This is a genomic window from Natrinema sp. CRL1 (assembly GCF_059162405.1).
Genome location: NZ_JBLVOY010000006.1, coordinates 86,881 through 111,429, shown reverse-complemented (window position 1 = coordinate 111,429; position 24,549 = coordinate 86,881). Strand labels below are relative to the sequence as shown.

General features: G+C 54.5%; 27 protein-coding genes. 16 read left to right on the top strand and 11 right to left on the bottom strand.

Features of this window, described 5'->3' with window-relative positions; genetic code table 11:
* Nucleotides 1–75 precede the first annotated feature (75 nt).
* The 10 genes from ACJYUO_RS18790 (at nt 76) to ACJYUO_RS18745 (ending at nt 7,822) form a co-directional block, all read left to right on the top strand.
* Nucleotides 76–276: a hypothetical protein gene (locus ACJYUO_RS18790; RefSeq protein ID WP_494346867.1), complete on the top strand. Its 201-nt coding sequence runs from the start codon at nt 76–78 to the stop codon at nt 274–276.
* A gap of 201 nt (nt 277–477) precedes the next feature.
* A complete protein-coding gene (locus ACJYUO_RS18785; protein WP_494346866.1) occupies nt 478–897 on the top strand; it encodes a hypothetical protein in 420 nt (139 codons plus the stop codon).
* 138 nt (nt 898–1,035) lie between these two features.
* Nucleotides 1,036–1,923 carry a hypothetical protein gene (locus ACJYUO_RS18780; protein WP_494346865.1) on the top strand — a complete coding sequence of 296 codons (888 nt, stop codon included), beginning with the start codon at nt 1,036–1,038 and terminating at the stop codon, nt 1,921–1,923.
* Nucleotides 1,920–2,846 (top strand): hypothetical protein, encoded by a 927-nt coding sequence (locus ACJYUO_RS18775; RefSeq protein ID WP_494346864.1) that lies wholly within the window; start codon nt 1,920–1,922, stop codon nt 2,844–2,846. Before ACJYUO_RS18780 ends, ACJYUO_RS18775 begins: the two co-directional genes overlap by 4 nt.
* Complete coding sequence (locus tag ACJYUO_RS18770; RefSeq protein WP_494346863.1) at nt 2,839–3,378, top strand: DUF1643 domain-containing protein; 540 nt, start codon at nt 2,839–2,841, stop codon at nt 3,376–3,378. Before ACJYUO_RS18775 ends, ACJYUO_RS18770 begins: the two co-directional genes overlap by 8 nt.
* 211 nt (nt 3,379–3,589) lie before the next feature.
* Complete coding sequence (locus ACJYUO_RS18765) at nt 3,590–3,889, top strand: hypothetical protein (protein WP_494346862.1); 300 nt, start codon at nt 3,590–3,592, stop codon at nt 3,887–3,889.
* Nucleotides 3,890–5,131 carry a hypothetical protein gene (locus tag ACJYUO_RS18760; RefSeq protein WP_494346861.1) on the top strand — a complete coding sequence of 414 codons (1,242 nt, stop codon included), beginning with the start codon at nt 3,890–3,892 and terminating at the stop codon, nt 5,129–5,131. It abuts the gene before it with no gap.
* Entirely contained in the window at nt 5,131–5,823 is a 693-nt protein-coding gene (locus ACJYUO_RS18755; protein WP_494346860.1) for a GNAT family N-acetyltransferase, read from the top strand. Before ACJYUO_RS18760 ends, ACJYUO_RS18755 begins: the two co-directional genes overlap by 1 nt.
* Nucleotides 5,824–5,893: 70 nt before the next feature.
* Entirely contained in the window at nt 5,894–6,211 is a 318-nt protein-coding gene (locus ACJYUO_RS18750) for a hypothetical protein (RefSeq protein WP_494346859.1), read from the top strand.
* A 1,260-nt stretch (nt 6,212–7,471) separates the two neighbouring features.
* On the top strand, nt 7,472–7,822 hold the full coding sequence (locus ACJYUO_RS18745; protein WP_494346858.1) for a hypothetical protein: 351 nt from the start codon (nt 7,472–7,474) through the stop codon (nt 7,820–7,822).
* A gap of 65 nt (nt 7,823–7,887) precedes the next feature.
* Here the strand turns inward: ACJYUO_RS18745 and ACJYUO_RS18740 are convergent, their stop codons facing one another.
* Nucleotides 7,888–8,235, bottom strand: a complete 348-nt coding sequence (locus ACJYUO_RS18740) for a hypothetical protein (RefSeq protein ID WP_494346857.1) — start codon at nt 8,233–8,235, stop codon at nt 7,888–7,890.
* Between the two features lie 114 nt (nt 8,236–8,349).
* Between ACJYUO_RS18740 and ACJYUO_RS18735 the strand changes: the two genes are divergently transcribed.
* Together ACJYUO_RS18735 and ACJYUO_RS18730 are read left to right on the top strand one after the other, a co-directional pair.
* On the top strand, nt 8,350–8,553 hold the full coding sequence (locus ACJYUO_RS18735; protein ID WP_494346856.1) for a hypothetical protein: 204 nt from the start codon (nt 8,350–8,352) through the stop codon (nt 8,551–8,553).
* 83 nt (nt 8,554–8,636) lie between these two features.
* On the top strand, nt 8,637–8,879 hold the full coding sequence (locus ACJYUO_RS18730; RefSeq protein WP_494346855.1) for a hypothetical protein: 243 nt from the start codon (nt 8,637–8,639) through the stop codon (nt 8,877–8,879).
* A gap of 1,470 nt (nt 8,880–10,349) precedes the next feature.
* On the opposite strand, the gene ACJYUO_RS18725 is transcribed toward ACJYUO_RS18730, so the two are convergent.
* Entirely contained in the window at nt 10,350–10,781 is a 432-nt protein-coding gene (locus tag ACJYUO_RS18725; RefSeq protein ID WP_494346854.1) for a response regulator, read from the bottom strand.
* Nucleotides 10,782–10,804: 23 nt separating this feature from the next.
* On the bottom strand, nt 10,805–12,790 hold the full coding sequence (locus ACJYUO_RS18720; protein ID WP_494346853.1) for an ATP-binding protein: 1,986 nt from the start codon (nt 12,788–12,790) through the stop codon (nt 10,805–10,807).
* Between the two features lie 208 nt (nt 12,791–12,998).
* Here ACJYUO_RS18720 and ACJYUO_RS18715 point away from each other — a divergent pair, with 208 nt between their 5' ends.
* Entirely contained in the window at nt 12,999–14,030 is a 1,032-nt protein-coding gene (locus ACJYUO_RS18715; RefSeq protein ID WP_494346852.1) for a sensor histidine kinase, read from the top strand.
* A gap of 83 nt (nt 14,031–14,113) precedes the next feature.
* Here the strand turns inward: ACJYUO_RS18715 and ACJYUO_RS18710 are convergent, their stop codons facing one another.
* Both ACJYUO_RS18710 and ACJYUO_RS18705 read right to left on the bottom strand, forming a co-directional pair.
* Nucleotides 14,114–14,557, bottom strand: coding sequence for a response regulator (locus tag ACJYUO_RS18710; RefSeq protein ID WP_494346851.1), 444 nt, complete (start codon nt 14,555–14,557; stop codon nt 14,114–14,116).
* 2 nt (nt 14,558–14,559) lie between these two features.
* The gene (locus ACJYUO_RS18705; protein ID WP_494346850.1) at nt 14,560–14,877 is read right to left on the bottom strand and encodes a hypothetical protein; all 318 of its coding nucleotides are present in this window, start codon (nt 14,875–14,877) and stop codon (nt 14,560–14,562) included.
* Nucleotides 14,878–15,235: 358 nt separating this feature from the next.
* Here ACJYUO_RS18705 and ACJYUO_RS18700 point away from each other — a divergent pair, with 358 nt between their 5' ends.
* Entirely contained in the window at nt 15,236–17,434 is a 2,199-nt protein-coding gene (locus ACJYUO_RS18700; RefSeq protein WP_494346849.1) for a PAS domain S-box protein, read from the top strand.
* Between the two features lie 26 nt (nt 17,435–17,460).
* Here the strand turns inward: ACJYUO_RS18700 and ACJYUO_RS18695 are convergent, their stop codons facing one another.
* Entirely contained in the window at nt 17,461–17,880 is a 420-nt protein-coding gene (locus ACJYUO_RS18695) for a response regulator (protein ID WP_494346848.1), read from the bottom strand.
* Between the two features lie 194 nt (nt 17,881–18,074).
* Nucleotides 18,075–18,446, bottom strand: coding sequence for a hypothetical protein (locus ACJYUO_RS18690; protein ID WP_494346936.1), 372 nt, complete (start codon nt 18,444–18,446; stop codon nt 18,075–18,077).
* A gap of 510 nt (nt 18,447–18,956) precedes the next feature.
* Between ACJYUO_RS18690 and ACJYUO_RS18685 the strand changes: the two genes are divergently transcribed.
* Both ACJYUO_RS18685 and ACJYUO_RS18680 read left to right on the top strand, forming a co-directional pair.
* Nucleotides 18,957–20,225: a tyrosine-type recombinase/integrase gene (locus tag ACJYUO_RS18685; RefSeq protein WP_494346847.1), complete on the top strand. Its 1,269-nt coding sequence runs from the start codon at nt 18,957–18,959 to the stop codon at nt 20,223–20,225.
* A 302-nt stretch (nt 20,226–20,527) separates the two neighbouring features.
* A complete protein-coding gene (locus tag ACJYUO_RS18680) occupies nt 20,528–20,743 on the top strand; it encodes a hypothetical protein (protein ID WP_494346846.1) in 216 nt (71 codons plus the stop codon).
* A 180-nt stretch (nt 20,744–20,923) separates the two neighbouring features.
* On the opposite strand, the gene ACJYUO_RS18675 is transcribed toward ACJYUO_RS18680, so the two are convergent.
* The 4 genes from ACJYUO_RS18675 to ACJYUO_RS18660 form a co-directional block, all read right to left on the bottom strand.
* The gene (locus ACJYUO_RS18675) at nt 20,924–21,397 is read right to left on the bottom strand and encodes a DUF8162 family protein (protein WP_494346845.1); all 474 of its coding nucleotides are present in this window, start codon (nt 21,395–21,397) and stop codon (nt 20,924–20,926) included.
* Between the two features lie 154 nt (nt 21,398–21,551).
* Nucleotides 21,552–22,292, bottom strand: a complete 741-nt coding sequence (locus ACJYUO_RS18670; protein WP_494346844.1) for a class I SAM-dependent methyltransferase — start codon at nt 22,290–22,292, stop codon at nt 21,552–21,554.
* Between the two features lie 192 nt (nt 22,293–22,484).
* Nucleotides 22,485–23,648, bottom strand: coding sequence for a hypothetical protein (locus tag ACJYUO_RS18665; protein WP_494346843.1), 1,164 nt, complete (start codon nt 23,646–23,648; stop codon nt 22,485–22,487).
* Nucleotides 23,649–23,704: 56 nt separating this feature from the next.
* Complete coding sequence (locus ACJYUO_RS18660; protein ID WP_494346842.1) at nt 23,705–24,523, bottom strand: hypothetical protein; 819 nt, start codon at nt 24,521–24,523, stop codon at nt 23,705–23,707.
* Nucleotides 24,524–24,549: the final 26 nt, after the last annotated feature.

The following is a 24,549-nucleotide window of genomic DNA, read 5'->3' as shown; positions in this document are numbered from 1 at the left end:
AGTTGGACCTTGCGGGAGACGAAGAGCGCAGGTTACACCACATCTTCGGGTCGCGGTTCGATGGCCAGACCACCCATGACACGAGATCAACTTGCAGATATCCCGATTAGTAACCCCGACGAGTTCGAAGCCGTCTTGGCGGAGGCGATTGAACGAGCAACCGACGCTGAAGTCGATGTCCGTGGTGCATGGGAGTTTCAAACACGTGGCTCGACCCACGATTGGGAAGTAGAAGTCATCGAATTAGCGAAGAGTTCCGACAACTCGCACGATTAACGTCCCCATCCACAATAGTGATGTGCGGGTTCGGCGGGATCTGATCACGAACCAGTACCGAGCATGGTACTCACTAAGGGGTGTGCAATCTGTTATTCTAAATAAACTCAAATAAACCTGTTCAAGATGAACTGTTCGCCAGACACTATTATATGCTTAATCAATAGTAAACACTAAGGCCCTCCACGACAATACTAGCGTATGGCACGGGAAACCGACGCCGATGTGACCACGACGGAGCGCAGAGCGAAAATTGCCGATCCGGAGGCCGGCGAGGGCGAAATCGCGCTCGAACTCTCAGGGTCGTGGTATGGCTACATCGGGAAAGATGCCGAAGGGGCGTACCATCACATGGACAAGCGGACGATGACGGTGTTCGTGACTGTCTGTGACCGTAAGCGATTCCTTCCCGACAACGCTGGGATGTACTGGTTCCGCGTTCGTGGGCCGGTTGTCCAAGCGGTGTGTCTCGAGGACTACGAGGACAAGGATCTGCAAGATTGGAAAGCGTTCGTCGACGACGACAGAGGCTGGGACGAACTGCCCGTGAGTATCGTCTATAAACTGAACGCGGCGATCAGAAACGACCGTTCGGCACAGCGCGCCCTCGAGTCGCGCTGAATCAGGCGATTCGTGGTGGAATAGACTCTCGAGTCTGGTCAATCCTTCTTCCAATATGCCACTTCAATAGTAAAATATAAGTCACTGGCAACGAATGTCTGTCATAGACGCTGGGAAACCAGCGGGTGACCACTGTAGATGAACTGCACACACCCCACCGCAGATGACGAACAGAATCGTGAGTACGTGCCGATCCCGCGTCTGCTCGAGTACGGCGACGAGCTCGTCGTCTCCTACGACAAGACGCACTCGCGGGGATCGTGGACGCTCGAGGTTGAAGTGACCGACGTAGACGAGTACGACAGCCACGTCGGGTATGATATCGACGTGTGCGATCGCGACAATCTCTCGCGCTACACGCTGTCGATATCCGAATACGGAATCAGCGTGTCGACGAATCTCCCGAACCCCGATGACGAACAGTGTACCGGGACAAACGCGACCATCGAATTCGCGGCTGCTCCTGTCAGCCATGACGATCGGCAGCGTCAGCACACGAGTCCCGTGCGGGCCGATGGCGGCACGGTAGTCGATCACTCGAGTCCAGATGACGCAGTCGAGACGGCCAGCGAGGGACTCACCGGAGCCGACACGCCGGAGATCGGCGGCGACCTCGAGACCCGAACCCACTACGGGCACGTCCGCTATGCGGCCGGCGACGAAGACGGCGTGATCTTCCACGACCCACGCGACGGTCGCGAGAGTTTCGGGCTCGAGCAGTCGGCTGGTAATCTCGAAAATGTCGGCGACGAGGTGCTGACGGCCGTCGAGATCCGACCGCATCGCCCAGCCGAGTTTGGGACGCCGGCGGACCGGTACATGGTGCTCTACCACTACGCCCGTCGCGAACTCCGTGGCGAGGACAGCGAATTCATGGAGCCGTTCGAGGCGATCGGCCACCACAAGAAATCGGAGGTCTTCGAGTCGCTCGAGGACGCCCGTGACGAGCTTCGAGCGTCGGTCGATGGATACAGTAGCGCACCGCGGACGGACGCTGTTCGCGACCGACTGGAGGACGGCCAATGATCGCCCGCAAGATTCTCGCGACCGGCGTCCTATCGCTCTCTGGACTTACCCATCCCGAGGTTGTCGGAGCCGTGCTTGGGGCCTTCGCCGTGGTGATCGTCTACAAGTACACGCGATCGCAGTCCGACGAGACTCGGTTGATGACCGATGGAGGTGGCAAAGGGTCTGACGACGATGCTGAGGAATGGGACTACGACCACGAGGTGGTCGTGGACTCCGTTGACGAAATTACCTCAGTCCCCATCGAATGCCCGGGTTGTGGAGGGCGTTTTAGGGAAAAGCTGAGCGACAACCTTGGGGGAACAACCTGCCACGAGTGCAACGACTGGATTCGGTACGTCCGCCGGCACGAGGTCCGCGATCACGGCCGGGATAGCGAAGATACGACGGAGCAGTCTCAGTTGATCCCCGATGGCGGGACTTCCGAGGGCGGTACTGAACGCCGCTGGTGCGACGACTGCGAGCAACAGACGCTTCATCGGTACGTCGGTGAGCATCACGATGGGTCGCACATCTGGCGGTGCCAGCCCTGCCGTGCGGAGTACGAGGCCGACGCCCTAAACCAGGATCTCCCGACCTCGGAGGATGTGCTATTCGAGGAGAAACTGCGATCAGTAGACACGGGACCTGAACACGAGGTTGAAACGCTCACGATAGAGTTCGACGGGTCTGCTATTGAGGTGGACGTGCCGTCTCCGCAGGGATGGACGGCCGAGAGTGTCGACCCCACAGGATGCCTTTGGGTGTCTGAGGACGGCGAACACGTCGCGTCCCACTACTCTGACGAGGTGAAGGGGGGAACGACCCTCAAGATAGATGGAGAGGTTATCGAGCGCGGAGTGTCGAAGCAGGAGGCCGCCACGCGGCTGGCCGAGTTCGACGAAGCCGGTCCATCCAGTACTGAGGCTGATCGAGATGAGTAGTGACGGTGCTGGCGGTTCGCCTCTGCTTCGAGACAACCGGAGTGACGCTGTCCTCAGCGACTGCGGCGAGTATCGATACCGACTCTCGAGAACGTGGGATGTCGAGAAGCCGACCGTAGCATTCCTCATGCTCAATCCGAGCACGGCCGACGCGTCGGCGGACGATCCGACGATCCGGCGCTGTCTCGGCTTCGCAAGAGACTGGGGGTACGGCTCGCTGGTCGTCGCGAATCTGTTCGCACTCCGTACGCCTGATCCGTCGAATCTTCGTGATCACTCCGATCCGGTCGGCCCGGAGAACGACGACTACCTCGGTGATGTTTGCGACAAGGCCGATCGAGTCGTCGTTGCGTGGGGCGCAAACGGATCACTCCACGATCGCGCTTCCGAGGTTGCACGGACTCTCGAGGCGGATCTCTACGCCCTCGAGACCACGAAGGACGGCCACCCGGTGCACCCGTTGTACCAGCCGGCCGACGCCGAACTGGAGCAGTGGACCGTCCGGCAACTACAGTCGGAGGCTGATCGATAAATGGGCGGTACTGAACAGCCGACCTGCGAACATCGTGACCACATCGGCGAAGATGTGCCAGCGGTGGCTCAGTACGAAGGAATGCGCCCGCCAGCAGGTCCAACGTTCCTCTATTGGACTTGCCCGGAACACGAACCAGAGGGCGTTCCGGCGCTGAAGCGTATCGATCCGGGGCCGGAAAACCGTACACAGAACGCGGAGGCTGATCGTGATGGGTAGCAACGATATCGAATCGGAGGATCTCCGCCCCGGCGATGTGGTCAGACTCGAGGACAGCGACTCCGAGTGGCGTGTCGTCGAGCCGGTCGAAGAGCGGGAGACGGCGATACACTCCGGCAAACTCGTCGGGGTGTCCATCAAAGGATCACCGGCCCTCGGCGGCTGGAAGCCGTTTCGACGAGTCGTCGATCACACGCCGCGGGGTGCAGAGTTCCAGACGCCGGATTCCGACGAACAGATAACACTCGGCGCTGTCGCAGGCGACAGTTCGCCCTCGAGAGGTGACCGATAGATGCACGTCACCGATCGCGAGGACATCCAGGTCGGAACGCCGCTCCCTCGAGAAACGGTCCGAACGGCCGAGACGGGCTATCTCGCGAGTTGCTCCGACTGTCAATGGCAGGGGCTTTTCCCGGACGGCACGCTCGCCGACGACGCGGTCGGGACCCACTACGACCGCTGTCACTACGGGCCGTCGTCGTACGCGATCATCTTCCTCGCCGACGACACTCGAGCACAGTGTCTCGAGTCCAATCGGGGCCGACTGACGCCGATCCAGTCCGAGCGACCGACGTTCCCGCGGACGACTGGCGACGTTTCCGAGCTCGTCGCCCGCGGTGATCTGATCCGACTGCCGGGCGATCGGGAACAGATGGTCGTTACCGTGACCGAACAGCGTGCGCTCGGTCTGCTGACGTGGTCTGTCAGAATCTGTGATCCAGACGTCGACCTCGTCGACGACGATCCCGATTGGCGCGGGAAGAACGAGTTGATCGCTCGCGACGACGACGCCTACTGTCGCTACAGCGAGTGCTATCTCGGCGCGCTGGCGTTCGAGATCGCTGGCCGTGTAGAGCACCAGTCCGACCTCTCGAGTTACAGCAGCGAACGGCTCGTCACCGACGGTGGAACGGATTCGAGCGGTACTGATCAGCCAGACCAGACCATTCTCGCGTTCACCCCTTCCGATGCCGATCACGCGACGGATAGCCATCTCTGGTCGCTCTACAACCCTTCACTCGAGAATCCGTACACCGTCCCCCAGAGTGACGAGAAACTCACGAAGGCGATGGAGCAGATCGACCCTAACGAGTACACGCCCACAGAAGATGAGTACTGGATCCGGCTAGATTGGAAATCGGTCATGGACGGCAGCCCCAGACGGCTCGAGGTTGAAAATAGAGATAGTGATCCGGTCGTAGACGGGTCCTATCCAGGTACAACTCAGAACATGATCAAGGTCGGCACTCGCAATGGCGTTGCAATCCTCAAGTGCCAGCACTGCGGTGATCGTATCCCGAAAAACTGGGGGAATGCGAAAGCGCACACCTGCGGTCGTGGGGCGGAGGTCGACGGCGTCGGCTGCTGTGCTGATCCGCTACTCGTCGATCACTGGGTGACGCTCGAGGAGGAGGAAAGCCGGACTACCCGAGAGCGAAAGAAACGGTGCAAGACGTGCGGACAAGTCCATCCACTCGAGGTAACGAACCGAGCGAAACCCTCAGAATTAGTCAGAAAGGGTGAAAGCGACTGATGATCTCACCACGAACAGCAGACGAGGCGACACGGCTGCACTCGAGGGAATGGAACGTTCGAAAGGCCAACGGCAGAGCGGACGCGTTCTACCTCGCTCGTCTGTGGCACCACTACTTCGGCGTCGAATACGAATCAAACTGGCTTCCCTACGGTCCCTATCAAATCGCCGGCTGGGACGATGAAGACGAGGTTCTTCGAGCAGTTTGTGGCGTGATCGCGACCCACGATATTGACGATCACTCGGTCCGCATCGGCGGTGGGTTCGTCGAACTCCTCGAGCACGATTCGATGGTTGAGCAACTCCCCGACGGGCGGTTCGATCGCGACGCACTCGCCGGGCATCGGAACGCGGTCTTGCGTCTCGGCGTCGTCGATCCAGCGTGGCGAGGCTACGGGATCGGGCATCGACTCTTCCGAGTTCGTCTCGAGTGGGCGATTGCCTACGGCGCAGATATGATCTTTGCGTGGGGCTGGGAGCGACCCGACGGTCGGACGAGTCGCCCGCTGTTCGAGCGCTACGATTTCGTTCCGGTCCAGCGCTTTGAAGACTACTACGCCGAATCTCGAGACGCGTGTCCGGACTGTGGCGTGTGGCCCAGCGACGACGCCTCGTGTACGTGTGCGGCGACGTTGTGGGCTCGAGAGCTACCGATCGATGGCGTCGGGACGGTCAACCCGGTGATCGAATGACGGCTGCAATACGGCGAGTTGGATTCGATCGGTAGAAAGACCTTAGCACCGCCGGCCGCGACACTCTTCTATGAGCGATTCACGGACACTTCGGTTCAAGGGTCACTCCCCGCCGTGGCTGGACAACGAGAGTACGGACAGCGAGGGCGATGAGACGTTCGAATGGGAAATCAGTACTGTGGCCCGTCGAACAACGAACGCCGATGAGACAGCGCCGTGTGCGGTTACAGATCAGACTGTCCAACTGAACGAGCCCCACTACTTCGTGACCTCGACTCGAGAGACAGTCGGACGGTTCACCCCGTCGGACTACGACCGGGCGATCGTCGCATTCGAGGGTGGACTCGAGGAACTGGCACGGCAACTCGATCTCGAAGACGACGAGTAGCTACGTCCACTTTCTTGGGGGATCGAAGACCCATGTAGGCGGCTACTCATCATCCATTCATGTCTGGAATAGACCCCGAAACACCGTAATTCCTGGTGATGCTGGTCAAAACGGAGTATAGAAATTCCCGATTTGAGTGCGACGGCAGACATTGGATTTGGAGCATCCGTCTGTTCTGTATGGCCGCCTGAGCCTTTCGTGACCTGAACCGGAAATTGCAGACTCTAACTGCGATTTTTCATTTGTGTTCCGTTACAGTCCCCGAATAAGAAAGATGCCGAGAAGAATCACAATCACATTAAATATGATTATCGCTCCGACATATGTTTGGGCCATGATATCCGTTCCATCGGTTAAGGAAAGAAAATGTCCACCAGTAAAAACGAATGCCATGAATAGGAGATAGAGAGCCGACTTGTGAGCAACCTCCTTCCGAATAGTCTTATTCGTAAGTGGGATTCGGTATTCGGCCCGTTGGACTGTCTGCAACGTATAGACACTACTTCCTCGTATCGATCGCCGGTTGAGAGACCGTTTGATCTGATACCAGATATCGAGGTGCTCCGCTGGTATCTGATGTGCGTATATGATTAGATGATCGTACTTTTTGAATATCAGTCGAAGTTGTCTATGCAACCATTCCTTCGAACTAATATTGAGGTTATAGATGATTTTGATCCCGATACGATCGTTAATCACCAGATCGCAATTTGAGGTACGCTTCGGAACCGAAATCGTTTCTGCGAACTGTCGGTAGCGAGTTGTCCGAAGATGCCGGCGAATGTACCGCCGTAAATCGTATCGAATGTACCCCTGCGACCCTGTACTGTACTCCTTGATCCACGACTGAAACCCGTGCAGAATCTCATCACAAAGATCCTCATTAGAGACCGGAGTAGACGGATATCTCAGAGAACGTTTCATTATTGGAACTTATTTTATACACAACTCTCTCCAGAGAAGTCAGCAGTCAACCTCTCTGTCGATGACTAACACTTTTTTCTCCTAAATCAACTTGGTAATACAACCTATTCAATATATCGGCCATCTGATAGTGGTAATTGCCAGTACATCTTGTTATGAGATTCTTAGAACACATTTTTGGTTGATCTAAGCACAATTCCATGGCCTAAATTACCCTAGGCGCTGAAACCCGCGGCACATAGCTCACTGCCGGAGAGATCGTCAATGGGCGTAGCTCGAAACGACGAGTAGGTTAGCCCACGGTATCATTTTAGTTGGTGACTGTGATTTCCAGATATGTCGACCTACACCGGCCTCTTCGGCCGAGTTTGTGAGCACATCCCCCTATTCGATGTGAGCGCTCCGGACGGATGGACTATCGACCACCGGTCCTACGGCCGAACATCCTGGTCTCACCCAGAGGCCGACATCGAGGTTGTCTGCGAGAGAACAGTCGGTGGGTGGAATGTCCAGATCAAAGACTGTGCGACTGCCGATCGCTATCAGGTTCTTCCGGTCGAGGCACGCCGCTGGAACGCGTTTGGCGCGGCACGGGACTTTCTCGAGGGCGAGACGTTACTGCTGGCTGATCGGAACTCAGATTGGGACGGCCCGATATCGATCGATCTGATTGCAGATTCGAGATAGCGGTTTCGGGACGTAGATGGCTCTGATCGTATAGGCTTCAGTGAGAATTTGGAGTGCGGCCCGTTCTATCCGCTAAGGACCGCCCCAACGATTGCGAGGCCGGCTGCCGTGTATTTTGGTGCATCGAACACAGCATGGGCCACCGCCTTCCCCTCTTCGGGGTTGTACTGATCCATCTCGATCGTGTAGTGATCGTCGTGTTCACGGATCTGGTAGCTGTCTGTCTCTCGCTGGTCGCGATAGACTGCAGTTGCGCCTTTGTGGATCGACAGCGCTGACTGTTCGAAATTGCGTGGAACGCCAGCGACAGCAGTCATCAGGACCTCGATCTTCGTATTGTACCGCTGTTTCTCGGCACGACGCATCGCTTCGGACCACGAGTACGCCGATGTCCTAGTGGTTTCTTGGGACATAGTCCTCTGTAGTGACTGTATTCACTTAATGATTTACCGGAGTCTATGAATAGAACGTCAGACAATCCTTCTCGAGTAGATACTTTTTATGCGAAGCCGCGGCCAACCGCGGTGATGTCTGATCGAACAACGCAGGAGGATTTCCTTGTGATCGAGGCACTCGTCGAGTACCACGCTGATCGAAAAGAGATCCAGCCCAAACGGGCATGGAGAGCGTGGGTACTCGCGAAAGAAGAGGCCGCAAAGCACGACCTCGAGATCGAGGAGACGCTCAGGCAGCGGAGCGAACTCGAACCTTTCGAAGGGACTGTTCTGTAGTTGGTAGAGTTTGGATACAATCCTCCTTTAGAAATGCTTAAACAATAGTAACAGTTATCAACGGTGCGCCTAATTGTAGATGTGTGTCCGGGAAACCGGGCGCAATGGTGACCACGATGACAGCGAACTACGCAGACCAAGTCGCGGAGCTGACCGACACAGAACTCGAGGCCGAACTTGAGGCTGCAATCAAAATCAAAGACGAAGCGGAAGAACAGGGCGATCTGATTCGGTATGTCAACCAGAACCAGTACGTGAAGGCTCTGAAACGCGAGCAAGAGGCTCGAGACATCCTCACGGACTACCTCTGCGAAGCCGAGTCGTAAGCCGCCCAATCCGATATCACATACATGTTTTTTCAATAGTAACACTTATTAGAGTTCGTGACAATGTGTAGGTGTGCTCGGGAAACCGAGCGTGACGGTGACTACGACAATGCACGAGTCAGCTACGATCTAGATGATCCGCGAGAAGCGCAGCCAGCAAGAAGAGGAAAGTGCGATGGACGGCAAAGGGCCTCGAGCGTGGTAACGATGGATCCTCAATTCCACTGTAACACCTGTGACGAGGTTGTGTACAGCCATTCCGATATCACGATTCACAAGGCCCGGAACGCCGGCAACCACGAGATTGTGAGGGCATAGATGCCGGTTTCCTACTGCCCCGTTTGTGACGAACGAACCGTCCACAATTGCGTCCGACGCGCTAGCTGTGTCGGCGTCCGCGAGCGCTGCCGGAAGCACACGAGTGTTGCAGCGCAGATCGACGCCGGCGAGTACGAGCTCGCATACTAACGATGTCCCACTACGTACTGAATTCGGCGGACTACCTTTCATCAACTGCAACTATCCCGAAGTCCTATCTTTCCAGCCGGTGAGCAACTGCATGGCCGGCAGGGCGGCCGGTCGGAAGACAGGACAGGGACAGCGAGTCCCTACGTCTCGCGTACCACCTCCTTTCACTCGATGGGCACATCCCTCTCGAGTTCCGGCTGTTGTGTATGACAACCACCAGAACCACTCGTTTTCGCGGCCGATCGCCGCCCGACCGCGACGCCGAGTGGGTCGTCTCGACTGTTAATCGTCAGATGAACTCGGATGGTGGCGTGGGCGTCTGTGCTGTGACCGACGAGACTGTCTCGCTTTCACAACCGCATTTTCACGTGACGTTGCGCCGTGAGAGTGAGCATCGGTTTCGGTCTGACGAGCACGATCAGTTAGTCGTCTCCGAGGCTGCACTCGAGGACTTAGATGACTGGCTCGAATCGAAGAACTAGTGATCAGCCAAAATGTTATCTCATTAGCCGTTGGCTCGGACTGTAATGTGTGAGTGCCGACCTAAGGACGATACTCTCCTTATTACTGCGCTTGTCGAGTATCATGAGGACCTTCGCGAGCGTGACCCTGAACGGTCTCGCCGGGCGTGGATACGGGCACGAGATCTGGCTGCCGAGCGTGGGGAGACAATCGACGACGTGGTGGGATTCCGATTCTGAGAACCACGGTAGTCTGTGGAGAGTTAAAAAACTATACCATCGAATGCGCTAACATTCGCTGAAGATTGGCAAATTCGAGAGGCAGCGTCCAACCGATTCACTTCTGTTTTAGTGGCAGTATTTCAAATACTAATCATCAAATCGCATGGGTCTGATGCAGAAGCATATCTCCAAAAGCCGGTCGAAGTAGACGAATTGGTTAATCCAGGCAATATGTTTAGGATTTTGACTCGCAATTATGGGTACTGATGGTGAGTGAACGTTACAATACTGTTTTTCTCAGCACTAGTCGCCAGTTCAATTATTCGCCGCTGGATAATTCTGGCAGTTGAACCATGGATAGCCAAAATTCTTCAATCAAGTTAATCATGCGTGTGAATTCTCCCGGATCTGTTGGCTTTGATATATGAGCATTCCCTCCATTTTCATAGGTAAGTTGAACGTCAGTTGACGACTCTGAACCAGTCAGAGTGATTATCGGAATAACCTTGAGAGTAATGTCTTCGTTCATCGCTGTAAGAACTTCACTGCCGTTACCACCGGGAAGATTGAGATCAAGGAGAACGAGAGCGGGTATAGGCGCGTCAACAAACTCGCCACGCTGGTTAAGGAAGTCCAGTGCTTCAGTACTGGTCGTAACCACATGGACTGTCGGATCATGATCTCCACCTGCAAAGCCCTCCTTTATTAGCCGCACATCCCCTGGAGTATCCTCAACGAGTAACACGTGCATAGGGTCAGAGGATTGACCGTCATTCATTTGGTTTCACCTACGGTAGGCAGCGTGAACGAGAATGTGGAGCCTTCACCCAGTTCAGACTCTGCCCAGATCTCACCGCCGTGTCGCTCAATGATCCGCTGACAAACCGCAAGTCCGATTCCGCTCCCATCATACTCTTCTGGGCTATGCAATCGGTCAAATACATCGAAGATTCGATCTGTATCTTCCGGGTTAATCCCAATCCCTTCATCTTGGACCGAGACGATCCACTCGGTCCCGTTCCGTTCAGTTGAGACGTGGATCGACGGTGATTCTTCCCCGCTGTATTGGATTGCATTAGTGAGTAAGTTCTGGAAGACTTGACGCAACTGATCATCATCGCCGTGAACACGAGGCAAAGGATCGGTAGTGATTTCTGCTTGACTCGCTGAAATCTGCATCTGGAGATCTTCTCGAACATTTTCAAGAATGGTTTCCAAATCTACTGGCTCAAACGGATCTCCGTGCATTTCAACCCGCGAGTACTGGAGCAGCCCGTTGATCATGCCCCGCATCCGCTCTGCTCCATCAACCGCGAACTCAAGAAATTCTTTGCCGTCTTCGTCAAGTTCGTCTCCGTAGCGGCTTTCGATGAGTTGCAGGTAACTCGACACCATTCGAAGTGGTTCTTGCAGGTCGTGTGAGGCAGCGTATGCGAATTGCTCTAACCGCTCGTTCGATGTTTCCAAATCGGCAATTGTCTGTTCAAGATCCGCCTGGTATTGGTGGCGCTCAATTGCGTCTGCGAGGATGGTAGCGATGCTTTTGACGAACGTGACATCTTCCTCGGAGTACTCTCGCTGGTCCGTATCGTGTACGCCTAAAATCCCCCAAGGATCATCGACCGGTCCGATGATAGTGCTGATACCGCTACACACACCGTGTTCTCTCAGCAAACCAGGCCCACTAAACCGCGTTTCCGTCTCAAGATCCTCCACGACGACCGGGTGTTCACTCGCTAGCGTGTATGCAGCCTGCGAGTCTGATTCGACAGCCGACACGGTTGCTTCCCCCACGAGCCCGTCCGTCCATCCGACACCTTGGCGGAGAACAAGCTCATCCGTGTTTTTGTATAGGTCAAGGACTTTGCAGTACTCGGCATCTAAGACATCAGCTACCTGGTCGATGGCCTCGTCTATGAGATCATCCAGATCAGTGGTTTCGAGTGCGGATTGACTCAGATCAGCGACGACTTGTTGCTGGCGGGCGCGCTTCGTGAGTTCCTGTTCGCGGTCCTTGCGTTCGGTGATATCCTGAGACATCGCCAAAACTGCATACACATTACCGTTTTCGGTGGTCAATGGATGGGTTCGAAACTCGAATATCCGTCCCTGCATCTCCACTTCGAACAACGTCGATTCACCATCGAGTGTCGTCCGATACTGTCGCTCGATAATTTTCAAATCTTCTGGATAGACGTCTTCGACTTTCTCTCCTCGAAGATCACTGGCACTGAAATCGACTTTTTCAAAGCCCTGACCGGCGATGAGTGTATGTCGGAGTTCCGTGTCTAGGAGTGCTACAGCTCCGTTTGGGAAGTTCTCTGTGAGGGTGCGGTATCGCTGCTCGGATTCCTTGAGACGGTCTACTGTCTCTTCGAGCTCGGTCTGTGTTTCTTGAAGTTCCTGGTTACGCTGTTCAAGATCGTGAGTCCGCGTTTTGGCTCGCGCATCGTGCTGGCCTGCACCGAATCCTGCAACAGCGGCAAGTGCTGGAAGGATGAGGAAGTTTGCCGCAGGATCATTTAACTCAGCGACGACACCAATGAATACGAGGATACCAACCATCACTGCAATGCCGCGGAAGCACCAGGTAGCGATCGTCGGATAGAACTTCGGGTTGATATCGGTCTGTGGCAGTCGGTAGCTTCCGTAGAAGAGGGCAAGACCAGCAGTGCCAACCAAGGTAGAAATAATGAGCGTTGCCTGGATTGACGTGTCTCTCCTAGCCCCGATGAATAGCCATGTAACAGCGATTACCATGTATACACCTCCTAGTGCAAGCGTCGCACGTCGTCCCCCGGAAGCGGAGAGAAGCCGAGTCATCATCTACTGGCAGGAGCGCCAGTCAATTAGCCGTTCGGAATCCCATCTCTAGAACGCACCACTCTCTCAAGTTGCGGCGAATGATACAGCGGGCTTTCCACAGATTTATACGATTTGTGACGTACTTTGATCTATCTCACCAGGAATGACTACTCCCCCACGTGACGGTCACCGGACGCTGGTCGATAACTTCCCAAACGGCGTCATCGTTCTGTTCGATAGCCAGTTCTGTTATCGGATTGTTGGGCCAGAGACGCTTCCGTTCTCAAAGCGGAAAGCAACTGAGATGGTCGGGAAAACAGTCTACGAACTGTTCCCCGAAGAAACCGCGACGGAGCTAGAACCGGTACTACAAGCCACTATAGACGGAGAGAACGGTTCACTCGATGTCGGATATGACGGACGTATCCATCATCTCGAAACGAAGCCGGTTCGAATCGACGATGACCCGTATGGGGTTCTCGTCACGCAAGCAGTGACCGAGGAACGCCAGATAGCTCGTGACCTTCAACGGCAGAACGAGCGACTTGATCAGTTCGCCAGCATGGTTTCCCACGACCTTCGAAACCCTCTTTCAGTCGCCTTCGGCGAACTATCGATGTATCGAGAAACTGGTGAGGAGGCTACCCTCGATGAAGTCGAACGAGCTCTGGATCGGATCGACGAACTCACTACTGACTTACTGACGCTTGTACAAGCAGATTCACCGGGTGATGAGCACGCACCTGTGTCACTCACTCAAATCGCGCAAGACGCGTGGTCGGTGATTGACACACGGTCAGCAACGCTTGAGATACAAGACTTCACTGTCGCCGGTGACGCGAGTCAGCTACAAGCCGTATTCGAGAATCTGTTCCGGAATGCTATCGGCCATGGTGGAGAAAATGTGACTATACGTGTTGGCCCCCTGGAAACGGGATTCTACGTGGAAGACACTGGTGACGGAATACCACCAGAGCTTCAAGAGAAAGTGTTCGAACACGGATTTTCCACAGGATACAGCGGGACTGGGGTTGGTCTTACAATCATTCAACGGATCGCTCAGGCCCACGGGTGGGACGTCGCACTCGAAGAAAGCGCCGAAGGTGGTGCACGATTCGAATTCCGCAAAACAGAAAATCGAGATAACTCTATTACCACCTGCCACAATCCTGTAGAACAGATACCGAATTCGTAGGGTGGTCACTATGCATTATACGAGTCCAGACCACCAACTCACCCACGCATTCGATTGTTGAAGTCGGCCCGACGGGGGAGTTGTTACGAGTCCGTCCGCACAATCAACAACTGAAATCCGTCGAATGACCGAATTACCTCGACAAATTCGTCAGGATCAATCGGCTTTTCGAGAACTGCATCTTCGTCCGTATCGTGATCGAGATCACGGGATTCAATCCACTCCCGATCCATTCCGGTTAGGATGATCACCGGCACGTCCTCCAATTCGGGATGGTGTTTGATTTCGTGCAGAACGTCTTCGCCATCTATCTTCGGCAGGTCCAGGTCAAGCAGTACGACATCTGGTAGAGGGACATCCTCATGTTCTCCATCCTGATTGATGAAGTTGAGCGCCGCTTCACCACTAGTGACGGGGTGGAGTGTGTTTGCTATTTCGCTATCCGAGAAAATCTCCTCAATGAGACGAATATCGCCGGGGTTGTCCTCTACTAATAGGATCTCTGCCTCAAATGACTCGCTACTCATAGCTACGCCCACCCCTTCAGCAAATATCCGCGATTCTCGTTGATGACTTCAAGGAATGGACTGATCTCATCGAATGCCGGTCCTTCCACAACTTCCTGCCCGTCCCCATCCACCCTCACGAATCCCTCCTTTTCGAGTTTCGGAAGATGGGTGTGGACCAGTTGCATTCGGAGAACGCGCTCATCTACATCTCCGAAATGGATGTCATCTGGCACAGTCACCGCCTCGTACGACGAGCAGTCAAGTAAATTAATCAATACCCGACGAGGGTGCACGTTGTTCACCGCGCCGAGTATCGAACGCCAGATATTCTCAGTCATACGTTCACTTGGTACTCCACACAGATACCCATTTCCACAAGGGTGAAAGAAAAACATCGCTTAGCTACCTATAACGGATTTCGGGAACAGTCCTATGCTCCTCAATTCCGTTTACAAGACATGGTCTCAGTCGCAGAATACACCATCAACGGCAACGGCTTCTCCTCCGATCAATCTTCGAGTGGCTACCGGACATCTCCGTTGAGCTTGACCGCTTCGTTCCGATAAATAAGTGAGATACCGAAATCACCATGGAGTCACTTATAATCGGCAGTCTTCTAAGGCTGATGTGACCCCCTCCACTGGTTCACCGTCCTCGCCAGAAGACTCGGCCATCGCCGACGATCTCCTCCCTCTAATGACGGAAGCGGACATCGGCCTTGTTCGTCTTACTCCAACTGGCGAAGTTGTTACGGTCAACGACGCATTCGTAAATCTCACCGGTTACGACAGGGAAACGCTCTCACAGAATACATTCACTTCGTTCCTGACTGCGGTCCCTCCTTCTTTAGATTCCCTCTTGACCACTGAACCGTCGAATCACCAAGCGGTAACAGTCACTCTATCCGTAGAGACTGCAACTACCGATACGGTCAGTTGTGAGGCGCATTTCAAGTCGGTTCCCACTGAAAGCGGTGATCAAGCTATTGTCGGGACGCTCTATGCACGGCCAGATTCAGCGACACAAAGCGAGCAGTCCCAGGATCTTGAGTCAATACAGGACGAGAAATCAATCTCTGCGAAAGCGTTCGTTTCACTGGCAGACTCGCTCTCTGACGGGATCATCGTACTCGATAAAGCGAGTCAAATCCAGTACGCGAATCCTGCTGTCGAACGGATCCTGGGATATTCCCCGGACGAACTTGTCGGCGGGAGCAAACTCAGTATCATCCCCGAACGACTTCGAGACGTTCACTTGAACGCGCTGAACCGCTATCTGGAGACTGGGGAGAAAAACATCGACTGGGAATACGTCGAACTACCCGGGAAGCACAAAGATGGTCACGAAATTCCGCTCGGGATCTCATTGAATGATTTCTTCTTCGACGGAGACCGGTACTTTGTCGGGTTATTCCGGGATATTTCCAAGCGGAAAGAGGCCGAGCAAGCTCTTCAAGACCGCGAAGAGCGACTCAATCAATACAAAGAATACACGGACGATATTCTCAATGCCATTGATGACATGTTCTACGTGCTCGATACGGACGGGAATTTACACCGATGGAACCAGTCCCTCCGTGAGGTGACTGGCTACACTGATTCGGAAATCGAATCAATGCATGCCTTAAAACTCTTAGATGAAGACGAACAAGGAATAATCGAAACGGCGATTACGGAGGGGTTTGAGGCGGGGAGCGTACGAGTAGAGGCAGACCTCTTGACGAAAACCGGTGAGACGATCCCGTATGAGTTCGTCGCCGCGACACTCAACACTCCTGACGGAGACCCGGTGTTAGCCGGGATCGGGCGAGACATTACTGAGCGACAGAAGCAACGGCGCAAAATCGAGGAAAGTGAACGGCGATATCGAACGCTCGCTGAGCATTTCCCGAATGGTGTTGTCGCATTATTCAATACCGATTTCCAGTATACAGCTGCTGGCGGTGAACTCCTTGAAGAACTCGGCGTAAGCGCAGAGGATGCGATTGGAGATACAATCTATGACCGGTATCCTGATGAAGTCCTCGCAGACATCGAACCGCATTTCCATGCAGCACTCGCCGGTGAATCCCGTTCGTTCGAAGTAGAATACTATAATCGCCACCTGTCCGCGTATACACTCCCAATCAAGGATGCTTCAGGGGAGATCATTGGGGGGATGCTGATGGTGCAGGATATCACCGAGCAGAAAGAGATCCAGCAACAATTAGAGGAGTCGAACGAGCGTCTTGAACAGTTCGCGTACGCCGCTTCACACGACTTGCAGGAGCCACTTCGCATGATAACGAGCTACCTGCAACTTCTCGACCGGCGGTACAGCGAGCGGCTCGACGAGGACGGCGAGGAGTTTCTTGAATTTGCAGTTGATGGCGCTGAACGGATGCGGGACATGATCGATGGGCTGCTCAAGTACTCCCGTGTCGATACGCAGGGTGATCCGTTCGAACCGGTCGATTTGAACGCAGTTCTTGATGACGTCCAGGAAGACCTTCAGTTGCAAATCGAAGAGGAACAGGCAGAGATTCTCACAGAGGATCTCCCGTGCGTTTCAGGTGATGCTGATCAGTTACGACAGGTTTTCCAAAATCTGGTCAGCAACGCAATCGAGTATAGCGGTGACGAGCCACCACGGATACGCATCACTGCCGAGGAAGCTGGGCGCAAGTGGCGTGTTGCCATCGAAGACAACGGGATCGGTATTGATCCGGGTGAGACCGATCGTGTGTTCGAAGTATTTCAGCGACTCCATGCTCAGGATGAACAGGAAGGAACAGGGATTGGTCTTGCGCTGTGCCGACGAATCGTTGAGCGGCATGGCGGCGAGATATGGGTTGAGTCGGAACCTGGTGAAGGATCGACATTCCTCTTCACGCTCCCTCGCACGGCGCGTTGTTGAAAAGTACACTTTTCAGGGAACGTGCATCAAGCAGGCGTCGGTGGAAGGCGTGCTTTGTCGAACCAGAAGTCTTCAACTGAGCGTATGAGCGAATCGAATTCACCTGGCCCAGTTGGCTTCGTCAGGTACGCGTTAGCGGCCAGTTTGTAGCTCTTGACGATATCCTCTTCAGCTTCTGAACTCGTGAGCACGAGAACCGGGAGAGCGGAGAGGTCTGACTGGTCTTTCAGTTCTGCGAGCACGTCAAACCCGCTTACTCGGGGTAAATTCAGATCCAAAAGCACAATGTCTGGATATTCCTTGGGTGAGGATTGATCTCTCAGCACGGTTAACGCCTCATCACCGTCGCTGACAGTACGAATCGTTGTTTCGATGTCCGCTTCTTTGAATGCCTCTTCGATAAGACGAGCATCGCCAGGATTGTCTTCAACGAGAAGTAAATCCAAGCGCTTTGGGAGAGACTGATTTCTCACGACTCGTATAGACGTGATTGGTACTTAACGTCTTCTCCGAAACGTGATGGGAACGGTTTCGAAAGGAATCGTGTCTCCATCAAAAGTCAATCATCCATACATAGTTGTATTCAAGTAATATACAAATGATATCTCACTTGCCGTGCGATGGAGATCAAGCGATCTAGTCACGGGGAGTACGGATGATACGTTCGCCCTTTTGTACTTCCTTTTGAGATGATCAGGTTGTAATGATCTAGCTTTGCGAAGTAGTTCCGCATCATACGTTGCGTTTTCGAGTTCTCGACCGTCTCATGGTATATTTCGAATAGCGTACTAGGAGTGATCTCACCGTAGTCCAGGATCGTATCGTACAGCACGCGCTGGTGTTTGGTAAGCTTGTCGAGCGACTGTTGTTCGATTTCTGCTTTCGCTTCTGGGACTCCATCCTGAATTATCTCCGACGAAACCTCATTCTGCTCGGCTTGATCGGCAGTCTGCACAGCTTTTCGAAGAATCCCGATTGCTGCACGAGCATCACCTGCTGCCTTATCAGCGATGAGCCGCTTTAGATAGATTTTCCAAATATCGCACCAAGAGCAGCCGAAACACCCGTTCTTATATTTCGTCCAAGTGTGTTATGAGTTCATTTGTAGGTTCTAAATGCCGAATCTCTGACTCTCCCCGCCCCGAAGTTGCTATAGCATTATACAGTTTATGGAGCTTTAGCCCACTATCGGCCATATACCGCTTAACCTGTTTGTCTGCACGTGACAACTTGGTAAGCAGTAGTATTATGTGACTGTCAATTCTACCGAGACGTACGAAAATGAGGGTCTTAGAATTCACCCAAACCGGAGGAAACGGGGTTCTCGAGCGGGTGAGTCGATGACCAGTGCACAGATAGAGCGGTCTGCCAATGAGATCGAAACGCGACTCGAGATGCTACGAAAGGAACGTGATACACTTCGAAAGCAGGGGAAGGATGGAGCGGCAGACCTCCGTGAGGCAAGCATAGTCGCTCTAAAGTGGGTTCTGGGCGATGAGATACAACTTAAGGAGCAAAGTCAATGAGCGAGACTGAACGAATCCGCTGGTCGCACAAATCGCTCGAGGACCTCCAGTCGTTTTGGAACGCTCATATCGAACCGGACCTCGCTCGTGAGGGCCTTGATCTCGAGACGCGACCGACCTACGAGGAGATCACTGAGGCGGGGTATTCGGGAATCGCACGTGCGCTGCGCGAACACCACGACCTCACGCTCTCGCAGTTCCTTGCGACGGTTGGCTATCCGGCCCCCGACGCCGGCGAAAAGCAAAGTTACGAGTGGGGGATCGACGCCGAGACGACGATCCGTGAGCTCGAGTTGTATCTGCACACCTACCTCGAGCGGTCGGGCCACTCCGAGACGACGATCACGTCGAAACGGTCCCGGCTCGCGCGGTACGTCCGGACCTATGCTGACCTCTACGACGCCGCAAACATCGTCGAGCGGGTTCGAACGGACGATATCCCCCGACGCGACGAGAAACAGCGCGTTCGGGCAGTTTACGATACCTTCGACACCGAACTTTCGAGCCCCGAATCGAAGTTCAAGCACGCGACTGACATCCGAGTCTTCTATGACTGGCTCGAGACTGACCGTGACGCGGCGTACAATCCGGCGCTCGGCGCGCCCCATGAGAACCGCTGGAAGGGGGAGACACCGGATGACGATGATCGTGACCCGCCTGCACTCGAGCCAACAGACGTCCGGGCGATGACCGAGGCCTGCGAGTCAGTCGAAGATCGCCTACTCGTTGTCGCGACGTGTGCATGGGGCCTTCGACGCGGGGAGGTCGCCGCGCTCTCCGCTGATCAGTTCGCACCGGTCGACGAGGACGGAAGCTTCGATTTCGACGCCGAGGACCCGCGGATCGTCTTCGGCGACGAACGGAAGAACGGTCCCGGGCGTGTCTCGGTCCAGTATGGTCTCGAGACGCTCGCCGATCGCTGGGAACAGCTTGCCGATCGCGACCAGTGGAACGGCTATCTCTTTCCAAGTACGGCCGCCGAGAGTGGACACCTCGTTCCGAATACGATCACGGCACGGTTCAAAACACTTGCAAAGCGGGCTGGCGTGGATGAAACGGCGACACCACAGTACGGGCGGCGGTTCTGGTACCGAACGTACGACGATGCTGTGAAACGGCTCGCCGACCGGATCGAAGTGATCGCCGAAGAACAAGGCAGCGACGACGCCCATGTCGTCGTCACGAACTATCTCGGCGAGGAGGAAGCCCGGAAACGGCGGCGAGAGTTCATGCACGAACAGTTAGCAGAGGCGTTCGAAGGGTGAGGAGTGAACCTCGGACCTGTTGAGACACCATGAAAGATTGAAAGATGTCAGTGCTCTCGGCATCAACTGTCCAACTCCGGAGAGAGTGGGCTTTCTCGAGCAGAACGATTCTGGTATTAATTGATACCTCATGAATCGTGATGTTTTATATTGGTTGTATTGTACTGGGCTTGCTGAGGATCTCATACATATTCCTGAAAGAGCGATATTCGCTCGAAATCACATCACGGATCTGGAGAAAAGATGTGGCCTACATGTTTTCAATCGACACATTCATCAGTAGGATGACGGAATTCTAAGATGTGGCGGACCTCCAACTCGACTTCGACGACGACCTGATCGCCGTCGACGACCACGACGATCAACAGCGACTCATAGCCGCCCACAACGGCGACGAGTGGACTGTCTTTGAGGGGCCGATCAACGACTCACAATCACTCTCGAAACGGTCCACAGTCGCGACAGCAAACGAGGTTCTCGTCGACGCGTTGCAGTGGCTCGCTGAGGCTGACGACTAGCTACTGTCCCGAACCCGCTCGAGTACTGCCGTCGCGGTCTCTACCTCTTCTCCATAGACACCTACCAACCGGTCGCAATTTGACCTTCACAACTCCTCAAGCAAGTCGAACTCCCGGACGATCCTCTTCGAGGTTGCCAGTCCGACGGCAATCGATCAAAGTAGATTCCTTTCACCGTTCTCACCACCCGCCGGGAAGGGAGAGCACAAGCCCGATAATCGCCAGCGGGATAGCAAACACGAGCACGTACCAAAACGCACTGACCGTCAGCAATGCCCAAGTTGAGGGGCCGTATCCGGTTGGATCCCAGTCGATACCCACTCGTGGCAGGCCAACCGTGCCGACAATCGGGACGGCGACAATGTAGCACATAGAAACGACTGTGGTGGCACTAAGAATCGGTGGCCCCCAGATCCCGTCCTCGCCAGCTAGGCCGATTGCCACGCTGACACTGATGATATAGGGTAGCGACCCGGCCAGTCCGACGAGGGTGTACGACAGCCCTACCGAATCGGTCGGCGGGAGCGCACGGAAGAGTGTTCGAATCCGACTCGAGGCAAGAATGGGGGCGGTCATGACAGTCGCGACAATTCCAGGGGCGAGGAGGAACGCCAGCAAAAATAGGAGATTCAAAAGGGACTCGAGGAGGGCCATGCAGGAAAACGAGTAAGCCAGTGGTAACTATTTTCTGGACTAGGTGATTTCGAACGGATCCTTGATCTGGTGTGTCACTGGAGTTTCGTCACTTGCACTGGTGGTGTCTGTGTCGGTGGCACAACCGTTCGTTGTCAATCTCCCTGAAGAGTTGCTACTTCTTGGCTACATAGTATGGCTGATATGAGAAAAACCGGAGTATGTTCTCGTGATTTCCGATAACGTCGAGGAAGCTGAATCCGCATTTCCGGAGTTGAGCCCTTTGATGAAGGGGACTCGATACGTAGATTTCTATCTCTCCTTCATCGATACTTTCGATCTTCCTGCGTGTGAACAGCCGATCAATGTTTTTCCGAGTGAAATAGAGGTCCTTCAAAGGCATCCAGTGACCCAGCAACGCAGCAGGGACTGTACTCCAGCTATTATGCGACGAGAACGTGAGGATGCCACCTGGTTTTAGCAGACGATACATCTCTCTGAAAGCTGTAATCCGTCGCTCTTTGGGTAGAACGTAATCAATACCAAAATAAGAAAATATAATATAGTCGAAATTATTTGTCGGTAAATCGGAATTGACAATATCTCCAACTCGAAAATCAATCTCCGGAAATTGACTTCGTGCTTCCTCTATCATTGGTTCGCTGATATCGATACCTGTGACATCAAACCCGAGCTCGTGGAGTAAGTTAGAGACCCTACCGACACCACAGCCAACGTCCAGAATTGAAGCATTCGATTTTGAAAAATACCGATCTATTACTTTTCGTTCCTGTGGAAAGAATTTACCAGCCCTTGTCCGCTCGGCATAGAGGTCTACGTTATCTTCATCCGTGTATATTTCATGTGCATTACCATTTCTTCGCTCTCCCCAATTGTTGTTGCCCCAATCTTCCATTCTGTACCAAGATAGTCTAATTATAAGCCATCACTTAGCGCTTGGTACAGAAGATTGTCTAAATGTTGTGATCCGAATGTTTTGACAAGAATTAAAGAAACTTACTACCCTTTCTGAAACCTCGATAGTTTCGGACGGTGTCAGTAGCGACGGCCGCGAGGATATCAAGGCCGAAGAGAGCCTCGAGCAGGGCTACACATCTGTTCGCTCGAGTGCCACGACGTAGCGATGGATCTCGCCCTCGTCGGTCACGATATCGGCGTAGACGTGCGTCGATTCAGTACGCTCCATTTCGACAAGGAATCCGCTATCGGTGTCGAGAGTACTGCCAGCCCAGATATTAGGCTGGATCGTATCGTTGTTGTGACTCTCGGCGTTGACCTCGCCGTAGGTATCGAGCCCAGTCATGTGCGCTGTCGACATATTCACGCCCTCGAAATCGAGGTGGTAGCGTGCCTTCGGAACGACCGTGCCATCGAATACCTCGGCCTCAACGTTCGAGATCGATACTGTCGTGTTGGTGTGCGTTTCGGCGACCGCGTAGTCGCGGAACGTCTCATTTTCTCTCGGTGGTTGCGGATCATCGACGGCAGTCACGGCGTCGGTCTCGTTTTCAAGTGCCGTCACGCTGAAAATAGCCGGTGAGAGATTGCCGTTATCGTAGGTCTCTGGATCCAGCGGATCATCGCGATCAATCGAGATATCGCTCTCGTCGTCGCGCTCGTCGATGGGATCCTCGCCAGCATCGGTCTCGAGGCCGCTACGATCGCCGTCGACGTGGCGATCCTGGTCATACCAGTCATCGGTCGTGGGTTCGTCGCTGATCACACCAACGCCGAGCGCCGCTGCGGGGACGAGGACGACGAACACAAGTGCGAACATGCCCGCACCCGTTGCGAACTGCCGTGGTTCGATGTTGGCTCTGGACGCAAAGAGCGTTTCAGAGACAGCAATAGCCGCAAGCATAGCTCCGCCGTAGGCGACCATTGTGACGATCTCGAGCGGGTTCGCAAGTAGACGTGGATCGATTCCCCCAATTGCGATTGCCGTACAGACAAGAGTGGTGACAGCGCCGAGAACCAGCCACGTGTGCGTCCATCGAAGCCACTTCCACTTCGAGAGGCCCCAGTAGACACACATCACAACCGGGACGATGAAGCCGAAGATAACAGCGAGGACAGCAATATCGATTCCCGCTCCAAAGTACATCTCGATCGGCGCTGTCGGAGACACTGTGTCGGTAAAGAGGCCACCGGAAAACAGCGCGACGATACCGGCGAAGACGCCTGCAAGGATGGTTGCGAAGACAATTCGACCGAGACGGTTCGCTATCTGCTGTGGGTTAAATCGTGACATTGGAATCTGAGTTGAAGGTGATCAGTCGTCCCGTTCGGGAGTCTCGAGACGACCGCTCATGCCCGCGCTGTCTCCGGCGTTCGCTGGTCGGTCTCGATCGATTCGATGTACTTGAAGCCCTGATTCGGGACTTCTGTGGGACACTCGAGGTCGACTTCCCAGAGCGGTGTGAACCAGAGCTTGCCCGTCTCGGTCCTTTGGACCTGCCCGCAAGCAACGAGACGACCGTCTTGTTCGAACCAGATTCGCTGGCCGAACTGCGTCTGTCTCGGTGTTCCATTGACCGTCCAGTAACAGAGGTGGTCGTCGGGGACGTTTTCCGCGAGCTTGTGATCGATCTGGTCGTCGGTCGCGTGGACGAGTACGTCTTTGTGGGTCATATCGGGATCGGGGAGTTTGTCCATCGTCGCGGAACCGTGGTCGCGTTGGTCCTCGTAGTCGTCGCCGTTGCGGGTGCCAAGTTTTACGACCGCGTAGCCGTCGTGGCGTTCGACCAGCGGGAGTTCCATCACTCGGACTGTCGTCGGGGCTGCCCCCGGTCGGGTGAGAACCTGGTCTTCGCCGTCGAAGGCGAGACCCGCAAGCTTCGGGTCGTTGACCGTATCCTCGAGTCGCTGGTAGGCACGCGCGAAAAAGCGGGCGTCAGCTTTCGATTGTGCGGCCACGCGGAAGTACGCCGCGTGGAAGGCACCATGCATTCCAGCCGAGATCGAGGCCACGAGGTAGACGCTGTAATCCTCTGCCGGCGTCTCATCGTAATGTACGTCGGGAAAGTCGAAGCAGTCCGGGCAGACGTCGTTCCGGGCGAGGTAGTTCTCTCGAGTCTCGAACGTCTCGTTGCAGTCGGTACAGGTACGCGCTGTTGTGATTGACATTGGTGGGGTGTGTGCAGTGGTTTTCT